This window comes from Ruegeria sp. F5, from assembly GCF_056533845.1.
Genome location: NZ_JBQFOU010000003.1, coordinates 204,820 through 219,233, shown reverse-complemented (window position 1 = coordinate 219,233; position 14,414 = coordinate 204,820). Strand labels below are relative to the sequence as shown.

Here is a 14,414-nt window from a genome sequence, read left to right as displayed (position 1 = left end):
TCAGTTCCGGGCAACCAACTGGCGCGCAACGATCACGCGCATGATTTCGTTCGTGCCTTCCAATATCTGATGCACGCGCAGATCCCGCACAAGCTTTTCGATCCCGTAATCTGCCAGATAGCCGTAACCGCCATGCAGTTGCAGGCACTGGTCGACGACTTTCGACCCGGTCTCGGTCACGAATTTCTTGGCCATGGCGCAGAACTTGGTGGCATCCGGCGCGCCCTGATCCAGTTTCCACGCTGCCTGACGCAAGAAAGTACGGGCGGCCTGCAGTTCAATTTCCATATCGGCCAGCCGGAACTGCAGCGCCTGGAACTGGTCGATGGATTGCCCAAAGGCCTTGCGCTCGGACATGTATTGCAGCGTCATGTCCAGCCCCGCCTGCGCCGCGCCCAGCGAGCACGAGGCGATGTTCAGCCGACCGCCATCCAGCCCCATCATGGCGTATTTGAACCCGTCGCCCTCGGTCCCGACCAGATTGCCCGAGGGGATTTTGCAATCGTCGAACTGAACCTGCGCGGTGGGCTGGCTTTGCCAGCCCATCTTCTTTTCCAGCGCTCCGAAGCTGAGGCCCGGCGTGCCGTCCTCGACATAAACGGTAGAGATGCCCTTTGGTCCGTCCTGACCGGTGCGCACCATGCAGACATAAGCGTCGGAATACCCGCCGCCCGAGATAAAGGCCTTGGTTCCGTTCAGCGTATATCCTTCGTTCGTCCGTTCAGCGCGGGTTTTCAGCGCCGCCGCGTCCGAGCCCGACCCGGGTTCGGTCAGGCAATAGCTGAGCACCGTGTTCAGCGACAGAACGTCCGGCATGATGCGGGATTTCAAGTCGTCGCTGGCGAAGCTGTCCAGCATCTTGGCGCACATGTTGTGGATCGACAAAAACGCCGCGACCGAGGGGCAGGCCATCGACAAAGCCTCGAACACCAATGTCGCGTCCAGACGGCCCAGACCGGACCCGCCGCCGTCTTCTGAAACGTACAGACCGCCGAACCCCAGCTCTCCGACCTTGGGCCACAGGTCTTTGGGGATGGTGCCCTCGGCCTCCCACTGGCGGGCGAATGGGGCGATGTTTTCCTGCCCAAACGCATAGGCCATATCGAAGATGGCTGTCTGTTCCTCGCTCAGCGCGAAATCCATGGCGCTCCCTCCCGTCGAGATCGAATTGAACGGTTGTTTAATTCCCAATCGTTACAGAAATTTTGCAAGCGCTGCAATGACAGGAACGGGCCGGGACAGGGCGACGCTACAGATCGGCGTGGAATTCCTCGATCAGATGGCGCACGACGGCCTGACCCGGGTCTTCGCCCTTGGCGACCGCTTCGGCATGGACGCGACGCTGGCGCGTGGCCGAGGTTCCGGTTTCGGCGACCTGACGCAAGCGGGCGATTTCGGTCATTGTGCCCAGGGCTTCGGTGTCTTCGGCCAGCATGCCCATCAATTCGCCCATCAGTTCGGGCATGGGTTTGATGGACCGGTCGCCGAAATCGATCAGCCCTTCGCCCACGCCATAACGCTGCGCGCGCCAGCGGTTTTCGCCGATCAGGAACCGGTCATATTGACGCCAGCGCAGGTTACGGTCCTTCAGGCGGCACAGCATCCGGGTCAGCGCCTGCGCCAAAGCGGCCAGCGACAGGGTGTGTTCCAGCCGGGGCTGCACATCCATGATCCGCGTCTCGAGCGTCGGGAACCGGTGCGAAGGGCGCAGGTCCCACCAGATTTTGGACGTATCCTCGATCACACCAAGTTCGACCAGCACGCCGGTGGTGCGCTCGTATTCTGTCCAGCTGTTGAAATCCGGGGGCAATCCAGTGCGCGGCAAATTGTCAAACACGGTCAGGCGGTACGAGGACAGCCCGGTATCTTCGCCGTTCCAATAGGGCGAGGATGTGGACAGGGCCAGAAGATGCGGAAGGAAGTAACAAAGCTGCGGCATCAGATCCGCCCGCAGCGCCGGGTCTTCTACGCCGACATGCACATGCATCCCGCAAATCAGCATCCGCCGTGCGACGCCACCCAGCGCATGTTGCAGCGCGTCATAGCGTTCCTTACGAGTGTGGTGCTGATCCTTCCAGTTGGCAAACGGGTGGCATGACACCGCGATGGGGCTCAGGTTGTATTCCGCCGCGCGTTTGGACACGCACGAGCGCAGGCGTTTCAGATCCTCCCGCGCGCTTTTGATTGTGGTGTGGGGGCGGGTGCCGACCTCGATTTGGCACTGCAGGAATTCGGGGCTGACCTGCCCTTCGAAATCGGCCTGGCAGGCCTCCATCAGCGCGTCCGGTGCCTGCGTCAGATGCAGGCTGTCGCGGTCGACCAGCAGATACTCTTCTTCGATGCCAAGCGTGAATTCCTTCTGCATTGGCGGGCCTCCCAATCCTTTATCGGACCAGTGAATACGGAAACCGGCCTTTTGCCAAGGGTTTGCGGTTCTGCCGCTTGCGGAGACCTTGCAACCAAAGGTATGCAGCGCTGCAAGTCCTAAGCCTGATCGGAGCCATTCGCGTGAAACCCAGAAAATTCCCCCGGATCAACGCTGCTTTGGATCGGTTCGGTGTGAAACTGGTCGATAAGGCGCCGGAACGAGAGGAGCGGGCACGGCTCGAAGCGTTTGAACGGGCAGGGGGGCTGACCCGACCCGCCTATGCCCTGTCGCCGGGTATGGAAGGGTTCGATATCGGCCCGTTGGTTGGGGAATACCAACAGCATGCTCAGGCTCTGGCCGCCCTGAAAGACCCCGCGCGCAATCAGACCGGATACCGTGTTGGCAACGGGTATTATGACAGCCCTGACGCGGATGCCTTGTATCTGATGATCCGACGCTTTCAGCCCAAGCGCGTGATCGAGGTCGGCTGCGGCAACTCAACCCGTGTGACCCGGCAAGCCATCATCGACGGCGGGCTGGATACATCGATCACGGCGATTGACCCTTTCCCGCGCGCGGATATCGCCCATGTCGTGGACGCGTTTGAAAAAAAAAGACTGGAAGAAGTTGACCCGGCGCTGTTCGGTCAGCTCGAAGCGGGGGATATCCTGTTCATCGATTCCAGCCACGTGGTGCGCATGAGCAATGACGTCGCTCATCTCTTCTGCCGGATCATCCCGGCGTTGAAGCCGGGCGTCGTGATCCACGTTCACGATGTTTTTCTGCCCTACGAATATCCCAAGCGCTTCTTCTATGATTGTCCCGGTTGGGGTGAGCAATATGTGCTGCACGCGCTTCTGCAATCCGGTGCGTTTTCAATGCTTTGGCCCGGCTACTACCTGCAGCAGGATCGCCCCGACGCGGTAGAAGCATTGCCATTTCTGAAAGAAGGCCGCGCGCAAAGTATCTGGGTGCAGATCAAGGAAGTGTGACCCCAAAGTGATCCGGTGCGGGAAAGCGCGCGTACCCCTTTCCATAACAAGCTGGAGAGGAGATGACAGCCATGTTTCGCCGCACGTTTATGGGCGCCGCCGCCGCACTTGCATTTGCCCTGCCGTTGAAGGCTCAGGCCGCCGATATTGTCGACACCGCGGTATCCGCCGGGTCGTTCAACACGCTGGTCGCCGCGGTTCAGGCCGCAGGTCTAGTGGACACGCTGAAAGGGGATGGCCCGTTTACGGTGTTTGCGCCAACAGATGAGGCTTTCGCCGCACTGCCTGAAGGCACGGTGGAAACGCTGCTGTTGCCGGAAAACAAGGACCAGTTGGTGTCGATCCTGACCTACCACGTTGTTCCTGCCAAGGTGATGTCCGGTGACATCGCTGGCAAGCGCGCCAAGGTTCTGACCGTTCAGGGGGATCGGCTGAGCGTAAATGCCCGCAACGGTGTGAAGGTAAACAAAGCCAAAGTTGTTCAGGCCGATATCGAAGCCAGCAACGGCGTGATTCACGTGGTCGATGCGGTGATCTTGCCCGAGTAACTTTCGATCACCACCAAATCAGAAAGCCCCGGTCGTTGTGACCGGGGCTTTTCCGTTTATACCAGTCGAACCTGCGTTCCGACCTGGACAAGAGGATACAGTTCCTCGACATGCTGATTGTACAGGCCAATACAGCCAGAGGAGCTTTGGCGACCGATCTTGCGCGTGTCATGGGTGCCGTGGACCAGATAGGCCGGCCAGCCCAGATACATCGCACGGGTGCCCAGCGGGTTGCCGGGGTCGCCGCCCTCCATCCGAACAGGCAGGGACGGGTCACGCTCACGCATGGATGCGGTCGGGGTCCAGCTTGGGTATTCGGCCTTGCGCACGACTTTGGTATAGCCGCGCTTGGTCAGCTCCTCGCTCATGGGAACCGAGCTTGGGTACAGTTTATAGGTGCCATCCGCACCCCAATAATGCACAGCGCGGCTGGTGATATCGGCCAACAATGCACCGACACCCAATTCGTCAAAGTGATCCTGCCAGTTCTGCTGCGAAAAGGACGACACGTTGCGTCGTACCGGCAGTTGCGTGCTGATCGCGTCTTCGGTTTGCGGGAACGCGTCGGTGCTTTGGGCGCGCACCAGGGCGGGCGTAGCCAGAACGGACGCTACCCCCAAAAGGGCAGAGCGGCGTGTCATGCGAGAGTTGGACAATGCGGCCTCCGGGATTTGAACTGCTCGGTCAACGTTTTGACGCCAAAATATTGCCGGACAGGCCGAATTTCCAGAGGTGCGGTTGTGAATTTATCGTGAGGCCGCGCCTCAGCGGCGTACGTGGCAAGTAATTGCCGGAAAACCCGGCCCTAAGCGGGCCGGGTGGATCGTTTCAGGCGTCGGATCAGTCCATCGCTTTGAAGTTGAACTCGCCACCTTCCTTGATGCCCGACGGCCAGCGGGCTGTGACGGTTTTGGTGCGGGTGTAGAACTTGAAGCTGTCCGGGCCGTGCTGGTTCAGGTCGCCGAACATGGACTTCTTCCAGCCGCCAAAGGTGTGATAGGCCAGCGGTACCGGGATCGGGACGTTGATACCCACCATGCCGATGTTTACACGGCTGGCAAAGTCGCGGGCGGTGTCGCCATCGCGCGTAAAGATCGCAGTGCCGTTGCCATATTCGTGATCCATCGCCAGTTTCAGCGCTTCTTCATAGGACCCCGCGCGGACCGTGGACAGAACCGGGCCAAAGATTTCCTGCGTGTAGATATCCATCTCGGGCGTCACGTTATCGAACAGGTGCGGGCCGACAAAGAAGCCGTCCTCATAGCCCTGCAGGCTGAAGTCGCGGTTGTCGACAACCAGTTTCGCGCCTTGCTCGACGCCCGAGTTGATCAGGCCCAGAATGCGCTCTTTCGCGGCACCGGTCACAACTGGCCCCATGTCCACATCGTCGCCTGCGGTGTAGGGACCGACTTTCAGCTTTTCGACGCGTGGGATCAGTTTCTCGATCAGCGCATCGGCGGTTTCTTCGCCGACCGGAACCGCAACCGAGACAGCCATGCAGCGTTCGCCCGCCGCACCGAACCCGGCCCCGACCAGCGCGTCAGCGGCCTGATCCAGATCGGCGTCGGGCATCACGATCATGTGGTTCTTTGCACCACCGAAGCACTGCGCGCGTTTGCCGTTCGCGGTTGCGCGGGAATAGATGTACTGCGCGATCGGGGTCGAGCCCACGAAGCTGACGCCCTGAATGATGTCGCTGTCCAGCAGGGTATCGACCGCCTCTTTGTCTCCGTTGACGACTTGGAACACGCCTTTGGGCAAACCAGCCTCGATAAACAGCTCGGCCAGCATCAGCGGCACGGAGGGGTCACGTTCGGACGGTTTCAGCACCACCGCGTTGCCGCAAGCCAGCGCCGGGCCGACATGCCACAGCGGCATCATAGCCGGAAAATTAAACGGCATGATCGAGGCCACGACACCCAGGGGCTGGCGCATCGAATACATATCGATGCCGGGGCCTGCGCTGTCGGTGTATTCACCCTTCAGCATTTGCGGGGCGCCGATGCAATATTCGATCACCTCGAGCCCGCGCTGCAGGTCGCCCTTGGCGTCAGGGATGGTCTTGCCATGCTCGCGGCTCAGCGCCTCGGCCAGCTTGTCCATGTCGCGGTTCATCAGGCCCACCATGGCCATCATGACCCGCGCGCGTTTCTGCGGGTTGGTCGCGCCCCAGGCGGGTTGCGCGATGGCGGCCTGCTCAATCGCGGCGGTGGTTTCGGCCGCGCTGGCCATCGGGCACTTGTATTGCACTTCACCGGTTGCCGGATTGAAGACATCGTCAAACCGGCCGGACGTACCGGCAACTTGCTCACCATTCAGAAAGTGGGTCAGGTTTTGCATGGAATTTTCCTCCGAAGATTTGCGCGCAGAATAGGCTTGCAGAAATTCCCCGAACAGAGGCAATGTCTCAAAAGAGTTTTGCAAAAATGCAAAGGCAGGGGAATGAACCCAAACTGGGATGATATGAGGGTCTTTCTGGCCGTCGCGCGTGAGGAAAGCCTGTCTTCCGCAGGGCGCATCCTCAAGATCGATCCGGCCACGGTTGGGCGGCGTATTGCCCGGCTGGAGGCGGCGTTGGACGCCGTGCTGTTTACCAAGACGCAGCAAGGGTACGTGCTGACCACTGCGGGCGAACGCCTGTTGGATCATGGCTTGCAGGCCGAAGAGGCGATGCGCGCGGCGGCGGGTGCCATGACCGGGTCAACCAAATCCTTGAGCGGTCAGATCAGGATCGGGGCGCCGGACGGCAGCGCGAACTATCTGCTGCCGCAGGTCTGCGCAAAAATCAGCGATGCCAATCCTGATCTGGATATTCAGATCCTCGCCTTGCCCCGTATCATCAACCTGTCCCGGCGCGAGGCGGATATGGCAATCACGGTCAGCGCACCGACCGCCGGAAAGCTGCTGGTCAAGAAGATAAGCGACTACAAACTGCATCTGGTCGCAACGCAAAACTACCTGCAGCACCACGGCCCGATTGGTTCGGTCGCCGACCTGGCCGGGCACCGCCTGATTGGTTACATCCCGGATATGATCTTTGACCGGGAACTGGATTATCTGAGCGATATCGGCATTGACCGTGTTGCCCTTGCATCGAACTCGGTCTCGGTTCAGTTGCGGCAGGTCTCGCTGGGGACAGGTGTGTGTGTGGCCCATGATTTCACACTGCCTTTCCATCCTGAGTTGCGGAAAATCCTGACGGATCAAGTGAGTCTGACGCGAAGTTTTTATCTGATCCGGCATCAGGGCGACCAGCGCAACGAGCGGCTGAACCGCTTTGCCAACGCACTGACACACGAAATACGAGGCGAAATAGCGCGGCTGGAAGCCGAAGCGCTACCTTGACAGGTCCAGACATTCCGGCAACGCTTTGGAAAACAGTACGTTATTATTCCGGAGGTTTTTGCATATGCTCGTACAGGCCATTTTGAGCTCTAAGGCAACGGATGAGGTCGTCACGGTCGAGCCGACGTCGACAGTGTCCGACGCGGCAAAGATTCTTGCGGAAAAACGGATCGGGACGGTGATCGTTTCAGATGACGGCGGCAGCACCGCGATGGGCATCCTGTCCGAGCGCGACATTGTGCGCGAACTTGCGGCCTCGGGCAGTGGTTGTCTGGGTAAACCGGTTGATGCCTACATGACCCGCGATCTGGTGACGGCAACCCGGCAGGATACCGTTCAGGATATCATGTCCCGCATGACTGAAGGCCGGTTTCGCCACATGCCGGTGCTGGAAGATGGCAAACTGGTCGGCATTGTGACCCTGGGCGACGTGGTCAAGGCGCAGCTGTCCGAACTGGCGATGGAAAAAGACGCGCTTCAGGGCATGATAATGGGCCATTGACGACGGCATTGCCGATGAAACATCTTGCACCTGCAGCAAAGTTATGATTGCTGACGCAGAAATTTTGTTGCGCAGGAGGCCGTGATGCGGGTTGGATTATATCCGGGAACATTTGACCCGATCACCATGGGTCATATCGACATCATCCGCCGGGCGACGGCGCTGGTGGATAAGCTTGTCATCGGTGTTGCGATCAACCGCGACAAAGGCCCGCTGTTTTCGCTCGAGGAGCGGGTGGCCATGATCGAAGCGGAATGCGCGCATCTGACCCAGCAGACTGGTACCGAAATCGTCGCGCACCCGTTCGAGAACCTGCTGATCGACTGTGCCCAGGACGTGGGCGCTCAGATCATCGTTCGAGGATTGCGGGCTGTCGCCGATTTCGAGTACGAATTCCAGATGGTCGGCATGAACCGGGCGCTGAACGACTCGATCGAGACGGTCTTTTTGATGGCCGAGGCGCGGCATCAGGCCATCGCCTCGAAACTGGTCAAGGAAATCGCGCGGCTGAATGGGGATGTGTCCAAGTTCGTCACACCCGCCGTCAATGCCGCGCTGCGCGACAGGTTAGGCTAGGGCGCCCATCGCGACTGCCGTATCCAGCATACGGTTCGAGAACCCCCACTCGTTGTCATACCACGCCAGCACGCGGACCAGCGTGCCGTCCGTGACCTTTGTTTCGGCTAGAGAAACGGTCGAACTGTGCGAGTCGTGGTTGAAATCAATCGAAACCAGCGGACGGTTTTCAGCCGCCAGTACGCCGGGGATTTTGGACGCGGCTTCGACGAACAGCGCGTTGACCTCATCCTCGGTGGTCGGGCGCGATACCTCGGCCACCAAATCGACAACCGAGACATTCGGGGTCGGAACCCGGATCGCCTGACCGGTCAGCTTGCCGGCCAGTTGCGGCAGGACCAGACCAACGGCGGCTGCGGCACCGGTTGTGGTCGGGATCATCGACAGGGCCGCTGCGCGCGACAAATAGGGGTCTTTGCCAACTGTGTCATGCACCGGCTGGCTAGCCGTGTAAGCGTGCACGGTTGTCATGTTGCCATGAACGATACCCAGACCGGCATCAAGCGCCGCCGCCACCGGCGACAGGCAGTTGGTGGTGCAGGACGCGTTGGACACAACCGTATCCTCGGCGGTCAGTTCGTGATCGTTCACACCGAACACAACCGTCTTTACCGCGCCGTCGCCGCGGGCCGGGGCCGAGATCAGGACCTTGCGCGCGCCGTTCTTCAGGTGACGTTCGGCGGCTTCGCGGGTACGAAACACGCCGGTGCATTCCAGAACAACGTCCACATCGGACCAGTTCAGCGCCTCGGGCTCGCGTTCGCTGCTCAGCCGGATGGTGCCTGTGCCGATATCCAGTCCGGCGTCAGTCAGAGTAACCGGATGAGGGTAGCGCCCATGCACGCTGTCGAACTCGAACAGGTGCGCGTTCATCTCGGGTTTGCCAAGATCGTTGATCGCAACGATTTCCACGTCGGTTCGGCCCGATTCCACAACGGCCCGCAAAACGCTGCGCCCGATCCGTCCAAATCCGTTGATTGCCAGTTTGAGTGTCATTTTGCGCTCCGTCAGAATTCCGGGTTGGCCTTGGTTCAAGGCTTGGTTAGCGCTAACAAAGCCAGATCGCGCCGAAAGTCAAGGAAAACCTCGGTCAGCGCCAGAAAGCGAGCCAATCCAGAAAGTCGTAGAGTTTCTTGCCGAGGAACAACAAATGGTCGGTCCCGAAAATCGCATAGTCCAGCATGAACCCGCCCAGAATGAGGATGCCGAGCCAGATGGCGAGTTGATTTGTCATCCTGTCCCCGAACGAAAATGCCCGCCCAGATAACCTGAGCGGGCATAAGTGTACAAGCGATGTGCGAAGGGTCAGTTAAGACGGCCCATCGCGACGGCCACGTCGGCCATACGGACCGAGAAACCCCATTCGTTGTCGTACCAGGCCAGCACGCGCACCATGCGACCATCAACCACACGGGTCTGATCCGGCGCGAAGATCGAGCTTTCCTCGGTATGGTTGAAATCGGTCGAGACCAGCGGCGCAGGCTCATACCCCAGAACGCGCTGCATCGGACCCTTGGCCGCTTCTTCGACGATGGCGTTCACCTCATCCACGGTGACATCGCGCGAGGCGCGGAAAGACAGGTCAACCGCCGAGACATTCGGGGTCGGCACGCGGATGGCCGAACCGTCGAGACGCCCTTTCAGGTTGGGCAGAACCTCACCCAGCGCCGCTGCGGCACCGGTCGTAGTCGGGATCATCGACATGGCGGCGGCGCGGGCGCGGTACAGGTCGCTGTGGCGGCGGTCCAGCGTCGGCTGGTCGCCGGTATAGGCGTGGATCGTGGTCATGATGCCGTGCTCGATGCCGACACCTTCGTCCAGAACCTTGGCAAGCGGAGCAAGGCAGTTGGTCGTGCACGAGCCGTTCGACACCATGTTGTCGTTCGCGGTCAGCGTGTTGTGGTTCACGCCGAACACAATCGTCTTGTCGACATTCTTGCCCGGTGCGGACAGCAGCACCTTGCGCGCGCCGCGCTCCAGATGGGTCTTGGCCTTCAGCCCGTCATTGAACTTGCCGGTGCATTCCAGAACGACATCGCATCCGCCCCAGTCCAATTCGTTCATGTCATAGGTCGAGAACATCTCCATCGGGCCGCGGCCCAGATCCATGGTGTTGCCGTTGATCGCGATGTCGCGGGGAAAGCGGCCATGGATGCTGTCGTATTTCAACAGATGCGCCGAGGTTTCCAACGGGCCGGTGGCGTTGACTTTGATCACTTCGATGTCGTTACGGCCCGAGGCCGCGATGTGCGACAGGGTACAACGGCCAATGCGGCCAAAACCATTAATGCCGACCTTGATGGTCATGTGATGCCTCCGAATGCGCTTGCGTTGAGGGCCATATAGCGGTGAATAGGGAATCTCAAAAGGGCAAAAGTGGCATATTTTTAAGGTGTTAGCGCAAACCTTGCGCGGTTGCGCTAACGCTTGCGCTAGCCGTTGGATCGGGTAGGGTCCGAATGCGGCAGGTGGCAGGAAAGGAAACGCGATGAGTGGTCTGTTGGCCTTGTTGGACGATGTGGCGGGCATTGCCAAGGTCGCGGCGGCCTCGGTGGACGATGTGGTTGCGGCTGCGGGCAAGGCGGGGGCCAAAACCGCAGGTGTGATCATCGACGACGCGGCCGTTACGCCAAAATACGTTCAGGGCTTTGCCCCGGCGCGCGAGTTGCCGATCATCTGGCGCATCGCGCGCGGGTCGATTTTCAACAAGATCGTCCTGCTGCTGCCTGTGGCCTTGCTGCTGGCCAATTTCGCGCCCTGGCTGATCACACCGCTGCTGATGATCGGGGGCTCGTATTTATGTTTCGAAGGGGCCGAGAAAATCTTCCATGTCCTCTTCCCGCATGGCAGCCACGCCATCGACGAAGACATGAAGAATCGCGATCCGGGCCATCTGGAAGAACAGAAGGTCAAAGGCGCGATAAAGACGGATTTCATACTGTCGGCTGAGATCATGACAATCGCACTTGCAGCCATCGAAGCCCCGAATGTCTGGATGCAGGCGGCGACTTTGGCCGTGGTGGGGATCGGCGTGACTGTTGCGGTCTATGGGGCCGTCGCTTTGATCGTCAAAATGGACGATGTCGGGCTGTTCCTTGCGGGCAACGCCCCAACGCCGGTCGGGCGCGGTCTGGGCCGAGGGTTGGTGAAGGCGATGCCGATGGTCATGAAAGTGCTGTCTATCGTCGGAACCGCAGCAATGCTGTGGGTTGGCGGTTCCATCATGATCCACGGGATGGAGGTTTTGGGCTTTGGCTGGCTGGGCCATCACATTCACGATTGGGCCTATGCGTTGGGCCATTCGGTTTCAGAGTCATGGACGGGCGTAGTCGAATGGGTGTCCAAGGCGACGATGGATGGGATCTTTGGACTGGCATGGGGACTTGTGCTGATCCCGGTAGCGACCAAAGTATTCGGGCCCTTGTTCATTCGGAAAGCTGGCCAGCAGGATGAACACTAACCGTTTGGAAACCTTGATCAACGGACCTTTGATCCGACAAGTCGGATCACGCAAATCGTCGCGGGGCGCTGCATCCTCGGTTTTTTCAGCCCTGAGCGTTGCCGCCGATGAGGCCCCGTTCGATGAAACCGCACTGTATGGTTTCCTGCATTTCCGCATCGATACCGCGCGAAAGGCGCAAAAGCGCGATCTTTGGGTCGGTGGGCGCATCTACAACGCTTTGACCGGCCAATCGACAACCTATGTTCCCCTGTCCGGCACGCACCTGCGCCAAACGCTGTCCTGCATCGGCTTGCAAGCGCCTGATGCGGTCGTGGTGCAAGGACGGTATGAATTGCGATTGGACTACGCCCAAAGAGCCTATGATGCGCTGAAGCAGAGGATTGAGGCTAAATCCAAATGAAAAGGGCGGCCCTTGGCCGCCCTTTGCTTGATTGTATGGACCCGTTTACAGCCCCAGCAATTCCTTGACCTTTGCTACGGTGGCCTCGGCGGTGATGCCAAAATGCTTGTACAACTCACCTGCCGGAGCGGATGCGCCAAAGCTCGACATGCCGATGAACCCGGCCTTGGCCTCGCGGCCACGCTCGCCCAGCAGCCAGCGATCCCAGCCACCGGCGCGGACGGCGGCCTCGATACCGACACGCACGGCACCGGCGGGCAGAACGCGCTTGCGATAGGCTTCGTCCTGCTCGGCAAACAGTTCCATGCAGGGCATCGAGACGACGCGGGTGCCGATGCCTTCGGCCTCCAACATCGCTTTCGCTTCCATCGCCAGCGAGACTTCGGACCCGGTGGCGATCAGGATGGCCTGACGTTTCGCCTCGGCATCGGCCAGAACATAAGCACCTTGTGCAGTCAGGTTCTTGGCCTTGTGCTGTGTCCGCACGGTGGGCACGCCCTGACGGGTCAACGACAGGACCGAGGGGCTGTCCTTGAAGGTCAGCGCCAGTTCCCATGCCTCGGCGGTCTCAACGGTGTCGGCGGGGCGGAAGACATAGGTGTTCGGCGTTGCGCGTGAAATCGCCAGATGCTCGACCGGCTGGTGGGTCGGGCCGTCTTCGCCCAGACCGATCGAGTCGTGGGTCATCACAAAGACCGTCGGCACTTTCATCAGCGCTGCCAGACGCATAGACGGGCGGGCATAGTCGGTGAAGGCCATGAACGTACCGCCATAGGGGCGGATGCCGCCATGCAGTGCCATGCCGTTCATCGCAGCGGCCATGCCGTGCTCGCGGATGCCGTAGTGAATATAACGGCCCCTGCGGTTTTCGGGCAGGAACACGCCCATATCCGCCGATTTGGTGTTGTTCGACCCGGTCAGGTCGGCGGAACCGCCAATCGTTTCGGGCATGATTGGGTTGACGACGTTCAGAACCTTCTCAGACGACGCGCGGGTGGCCAGTTTGGGCTGATCCTCGGACACCTGTTTCTTGAACGAACGGATGGCCCCGGCCAGTTTCTTCGGCGCTTCGAAGGCATGGGCGCGGTTGAACTCGGCCTGTTTGCGCTCGGATAGTTGTGCGAAGCGTTCTTCCCACGCCGCGCGCTCGGCGGCACCGCGGGTGCCGATGGCTTCCCAGGCGGATTTGATTTCTGCCGGGACTTCAAAGGGACCGTGGGGCCAGCCGTAACCGTCTTTGGCTGCGTTTAGCTGTTCCTGATCGGTCAAAGCGCCATGACCTTTCGAGGTGCCCTGCGCGGCATGGCCCAAAGCGATATGGCTTTCGCAGGCGATCATCGTCGGCTTGTTGGACGACTTGGCGCGGGTGATAGCCGAGTCGATGGCGACAGGATCATGCCCGTCAATCTCGATCACCTGCCAGCCCGAGGCCGCAAAGCGACGCACCTGATCGGTGCGGTCGGCCATATCGACAGTGCCGTCGATGGTGATGTTGTTGTTGTCCCAGAACACGATCAGCTTGCCCAGCTCGTGGCGACCGGCCAACGTAATCGCTTCCTGGCTGACGCCTTCCATCAGGCAGCCATCGCCCGCGATGACGTATGTATAGTGATCGACGACCTTCTTGCCGTAATGCGCGCGCTGGATTTCCTCGGCCATGGCAAAGCCCACGGCGTTCGAGATGCCCTGACCCAGCGGGCCGGTGGTGGTCTCAACCCCTTCGATCAGGAAGTTTTCCGGGTGGCCTGCGGTTTTTGCGCCCAACTGACGGAAGTTCTTGATCTCGTTCAGCGTGACGTCAGCGTGCCCGGTCAGATACAGCAGCGAATAGACCAGCATCGAACCGTGACCGGCGGACAGGATGAACCGGTCGCGGTCGGGCCAGTTGGGGGCCGAGGCGTCAAATTTCAGGTGCTTTTCGAACAGCACGGTCGCAACATCGGCCATGCCCATCGGCATACCGGAATGGCCGGAATTGGCGGCGGCGACGGCGTCGAGGGTCAGCGTGCGGATGGCCGCCGCTTTGTCCCAGTGTTCGGGGTTTGCATTGCGCAGCGCAGTCAGGTCCACGGGCGTTATTCCTTTGGATTACAGGCAGAATGCGGGCTCAATACCATCCAGCCCTCAAAGTGCAAGCGGAACCGGGTTTTACGGGCGTTCGGCGCTTCAACTCTGTTGCCCAAGTGATTGAAAGCAAAGAGTGGGTATTTTCCGGAACAT

Annotated in this window: 15 protein-coding genes; 7 read left to right on the top strand and 8 right to left on the bottom strand. The window is 60.1% G+C overall.

The features are described from left to right. On the bottom strand, positions 1–1,143 hold the full coding sequence (locus tag ACR0K1_RS06000) for an acyl-CoA dehydrogenase family protein (protein WP_480610602.1): 1,143 nt from the start codon (positions 1,141–1,143) through the stop codon (positions 1–3). 106 nt (positions 1,144–1,249) lie between these two features. Then, a complete protein-coding gene (locus tag ACR0K1_RS05995) occupies positions 1,250–2,365 on the bottom strand; it encodes a carboxylate-amine ligase (protein WP_480610603.1) in 1,116 nt (371 codons plus the stop codon). Between the two features lie 143 nt (positions 2,366–2,508). Here ACR0K1_RS05995 and ACR0K1_RS05990 point away from each other — a divergent pair, with 143 nt between their 5' ends. Then, positions 2,509–3,360 (top strand): class I SAM-dependent methyltransferase, encoded by an 852-nt coding sequence (locus ACR0K1_RS05990; protein WP_480849232.1) that lies wholly within the window; start codon positions 2,509–2,511, stop codon positions 3,358–3,360. A gap of 71 nt (positions 3,361–3,431) precedes the next feature. Next, positions 3,432–3,908 carry a fasciclin domain-containing protein gene (locus tag ACR0K1_RS05985; RefSeq protein WP_480611145.1) on the top strand — a complete coding sequence of 159 codons (477 nt, stop codon included), beginning with the start codon at positions 3,432–3,434 and terminating at the stop codon, positions 3,906–3,908. 56 nt (positions 3,909–3,964) lie between these two features. Here ACR0K1_RS05985 and ACR0K1_RS05980 read toward each other — a convergent pair whose 3' ends face one another. Beyond that, the gene (locus ACR0K1_RS05980; protein WP_480610609.1) at positions 3,965–4,549 is read right to left on the bottom strand and encodes a L,D-transpeptidase; all 585 of its coding nucleotides are present in this window, start codon (positions 4,547–4,549) and stop codon (positions 3,965–3,967) included. Between the two features lie 199 nt (positions 4,550–4,748). After that, positions 4,749–6,248 (bottom strand): CoA-acylating methylmalonate-semialdehyde dehydrogenase, encoded by a 1,500-nt coding sequence (locus ACR0K1_RS05975; protein WP_480610611.1) that lies wholly within the window; start codon positions 6,246–6,248, stop codon positions 4,749–4,751. A 102-nt stretch (positions 6,249–6,350) separates the two neighbouring features. Between ACR0K1_RS05975 and ACR0K1_RS05970 the strand changes: the two genes are divergently transcribed. From ACR0K1_RS05970 to coaD, 3 genes are all read left to right on the top strand, one after another. After that, positions 6,351–7,253, top strand: a complete 903-nt coding sequence (locus tag ACR0K1_RS05970; protein ID WP_480610612.1) for a LysR family transcriptional regulator — start codon at positions 6,351–6,353, stop codon at positions 7,251–7,253. Positions 7,254–7,317: 64 nt separating this feature from the next. Then, complete coding sequence (locus ACR0K1_RS05965) at positions 7,318–7,755, top strand: CBS domain-containing protein (protein WP_480610615.1); 438 nt, start codon at positions 7,318–7,320, stop codon at positions 7,753–7,755. An 84-nt stretch (positions 7,756–7,839) separates the two neighbouring features. Beyond that, positions 7,840–8,331, top strand: coding sequence for a pantetheine-phosphate adenylyltransferase (gene coaD / locus ACR0K1_RS05960; protein ID WP_480610618.1), 492 nt, complete (start codon positions 7,840–7,842; stop codon positions 8,329–8,331). Here the strand turns inward: coaD and gap (ACR0K1_RS05955) are convergent. The 3 genes from gap (ACR0K1_RS05955) to gap (ACR0K1_RS05945) all read right to left on the bottom strand — a co-directional run bounded on the left by gap (ACR0K1_RS05955) (position 8,323) and on the right by gap (ACR0K1_RS05945) (position 10,638). Beyond that, positions 8,323–9,327 carry a type I glyceraldehyde-3-phosphate dehydrogenase gene (gap, locus tag ACR0K1_RS05955; protein WP_480610619.1) on the bottom strand — a complete coding sequence of 335 codons (1,005 nt, stop codon included), beginning with the start codon at positions 9,325–9,327 and terminating at the stop codon, positions 8,323–8,325. The genes coaD and gap (ACR0K1_RS05955) overlap by 9 nt on opposite strands. A 94-nt stretch (positions 9,328–9,421) precedes the next feature. After that, positions 9,422–9,565: a hypothetical protein gene (locus ACR0K1_RS05950; RefSeq protein WP_480610621.1), complete on the bottom strand. Its 144-nt coding sequence runs from the start codon at positions 9,563–9,565 to the stop codon at positions 9,422–9,424. Between the two features lie 71 nt (positions 9,566–9,636). Further along, positions 9,637–10,638, bottom strand: a complete 1,002-nt coding sequence (gap, locus tag ACR0K1_RS05945; protein WP_480610623.1) for a type I glyceraldehyde-3-phosphate dehydrogenase — start codon at positions 10,636–10,638, stop codon at positions 9,637–9,639. 181 nt (positions 10,639–10,819) lie between these two features. On the opposite strand from gap (ACR0K1_RS05945), the gene ACR0K1_RS05940 reads away from it, so the two are divergent. Next, a complete protein-coding gene (locus ACR0K1_RS05940; RefSeq protein ID WP_480849227.1) occupies positions 10,820–11,791 on the top strand; it encodes a DUF808 domain-containing protein in 972 nt (323 codons plus the stop codon). 13 nt (positions 11,792–11,804) lie between these two features. Further along, a complete protein-coding gene (locus ACR0K1_RS05935; RefSeq protein WP_480849225.1) occupies positions 11,805–12,194 on the top strand; it encodes a hypothetical protein in 390 nt (129 codons plus the stop codon). Positions 12,195–12,239: 45 nt separating this feature from the next. Here ACR0K1_RS05935 and tkt read toward each other — a convergent pair whose 3' ends face one another. Then, positions 12,240–14,264 (bottom strand): transketolase, encoded by a 2,025-nt coding sequence (gene tkt, locus ACR0K1_RS05930; protein WP_480849223.1) that lies wholly within the window; start codon positions 14,262–14,264, stop codon positions 12,240–12,242. Between the last annotated feature and the right edge of the window lie 150 nt (positions 14,265–14,414).

Bases quoted from the DNA above. Each gene is read 5' to 3' on its own strand.
- ACR0K1_RS05980 (WP_480610609.1), bottom strand. From the start codon at position 4,549: ATGACACGCCGCTCTGCCCTTTTGGGGGTAGCGTCCGTTCTGGCTACG.
- ACR0K1_RS06000 (WP_480610602.1), bottom strand. From the start codon at position 1,143: ATGGATTTCGCGCTGAGCGAGGAACAGACAGCCATCTTCGATATGGCC.
- gap (WP_480610619.1), bottom strand. From the start codon at position 9,327: ATGACACTCAAACTGGCAATCAACGGATTTGGACGGATCGGGCGCAGC.
- coaD (WP_480610618.1), top strand. From the start codon at position 7,840: ATGCGGGTTGGATTATATCCGGGAACATTTGACCCGATCACCATGGGT.
- ACR0K1_RS05950 (WP_480610621.1), bottom strand. From the start codon at position 9,565: ATGACAAATCAACTCGCCATCTGGCTCGGCATCCTCATTCTGGGCGGG.
- ACR0K1_RS05975 (WP_480610611.1), bottom strand. From the start codon at position 6,248: ATGCAAAACCTGACCCACTTTCTGAATGGTGAGCAAGTTGCCGGTACG.
- ACR0K1_RS05970 (WP_480610612.1), top strand. From the start codon at position 6,351: ATGAACCCAAACTGGGATGATATGAGGGTCTTTCTGGCCGTCGCGCGT.
- ACR0K1_RS05940 (WP_480849227.1), top strand. From the start codon at position 10,820: ATGAGTGGTCTGTTGGCCTTGTTGGACGATGTGGCGGGCATTGCCAAG.
- gap (WP_480610623.1), bottom strand. From the start codon at position 10,638: ATGACCATCAAGGTCGGCATTAATGGTTTTGGCCGCATTGGCCGTTGT.
- ACR0K1_RS05965 (WP_480610615.1), top strand. From the start codon at position 7,318: ATGCTCGTACAGGCCATTTTGAGCTCTAAGGCAACGGATGAGGTCGTC.
- ACR0K1_RS05995 (WP_480610603.1), bottom strand. From the start codon at position 2,365: ATGCAGAAGGAATTCACGCTTGGCATCGAAGAAGAGTATCTGCTGGTC.
- ACR0K1_RS05985 (WP_480611145.1), top strand. From the start codon at position 3,432: ATGTTTCGCCGCACGTTTATGGGCGCCGCCGCCGCACTTGCATTTGCC.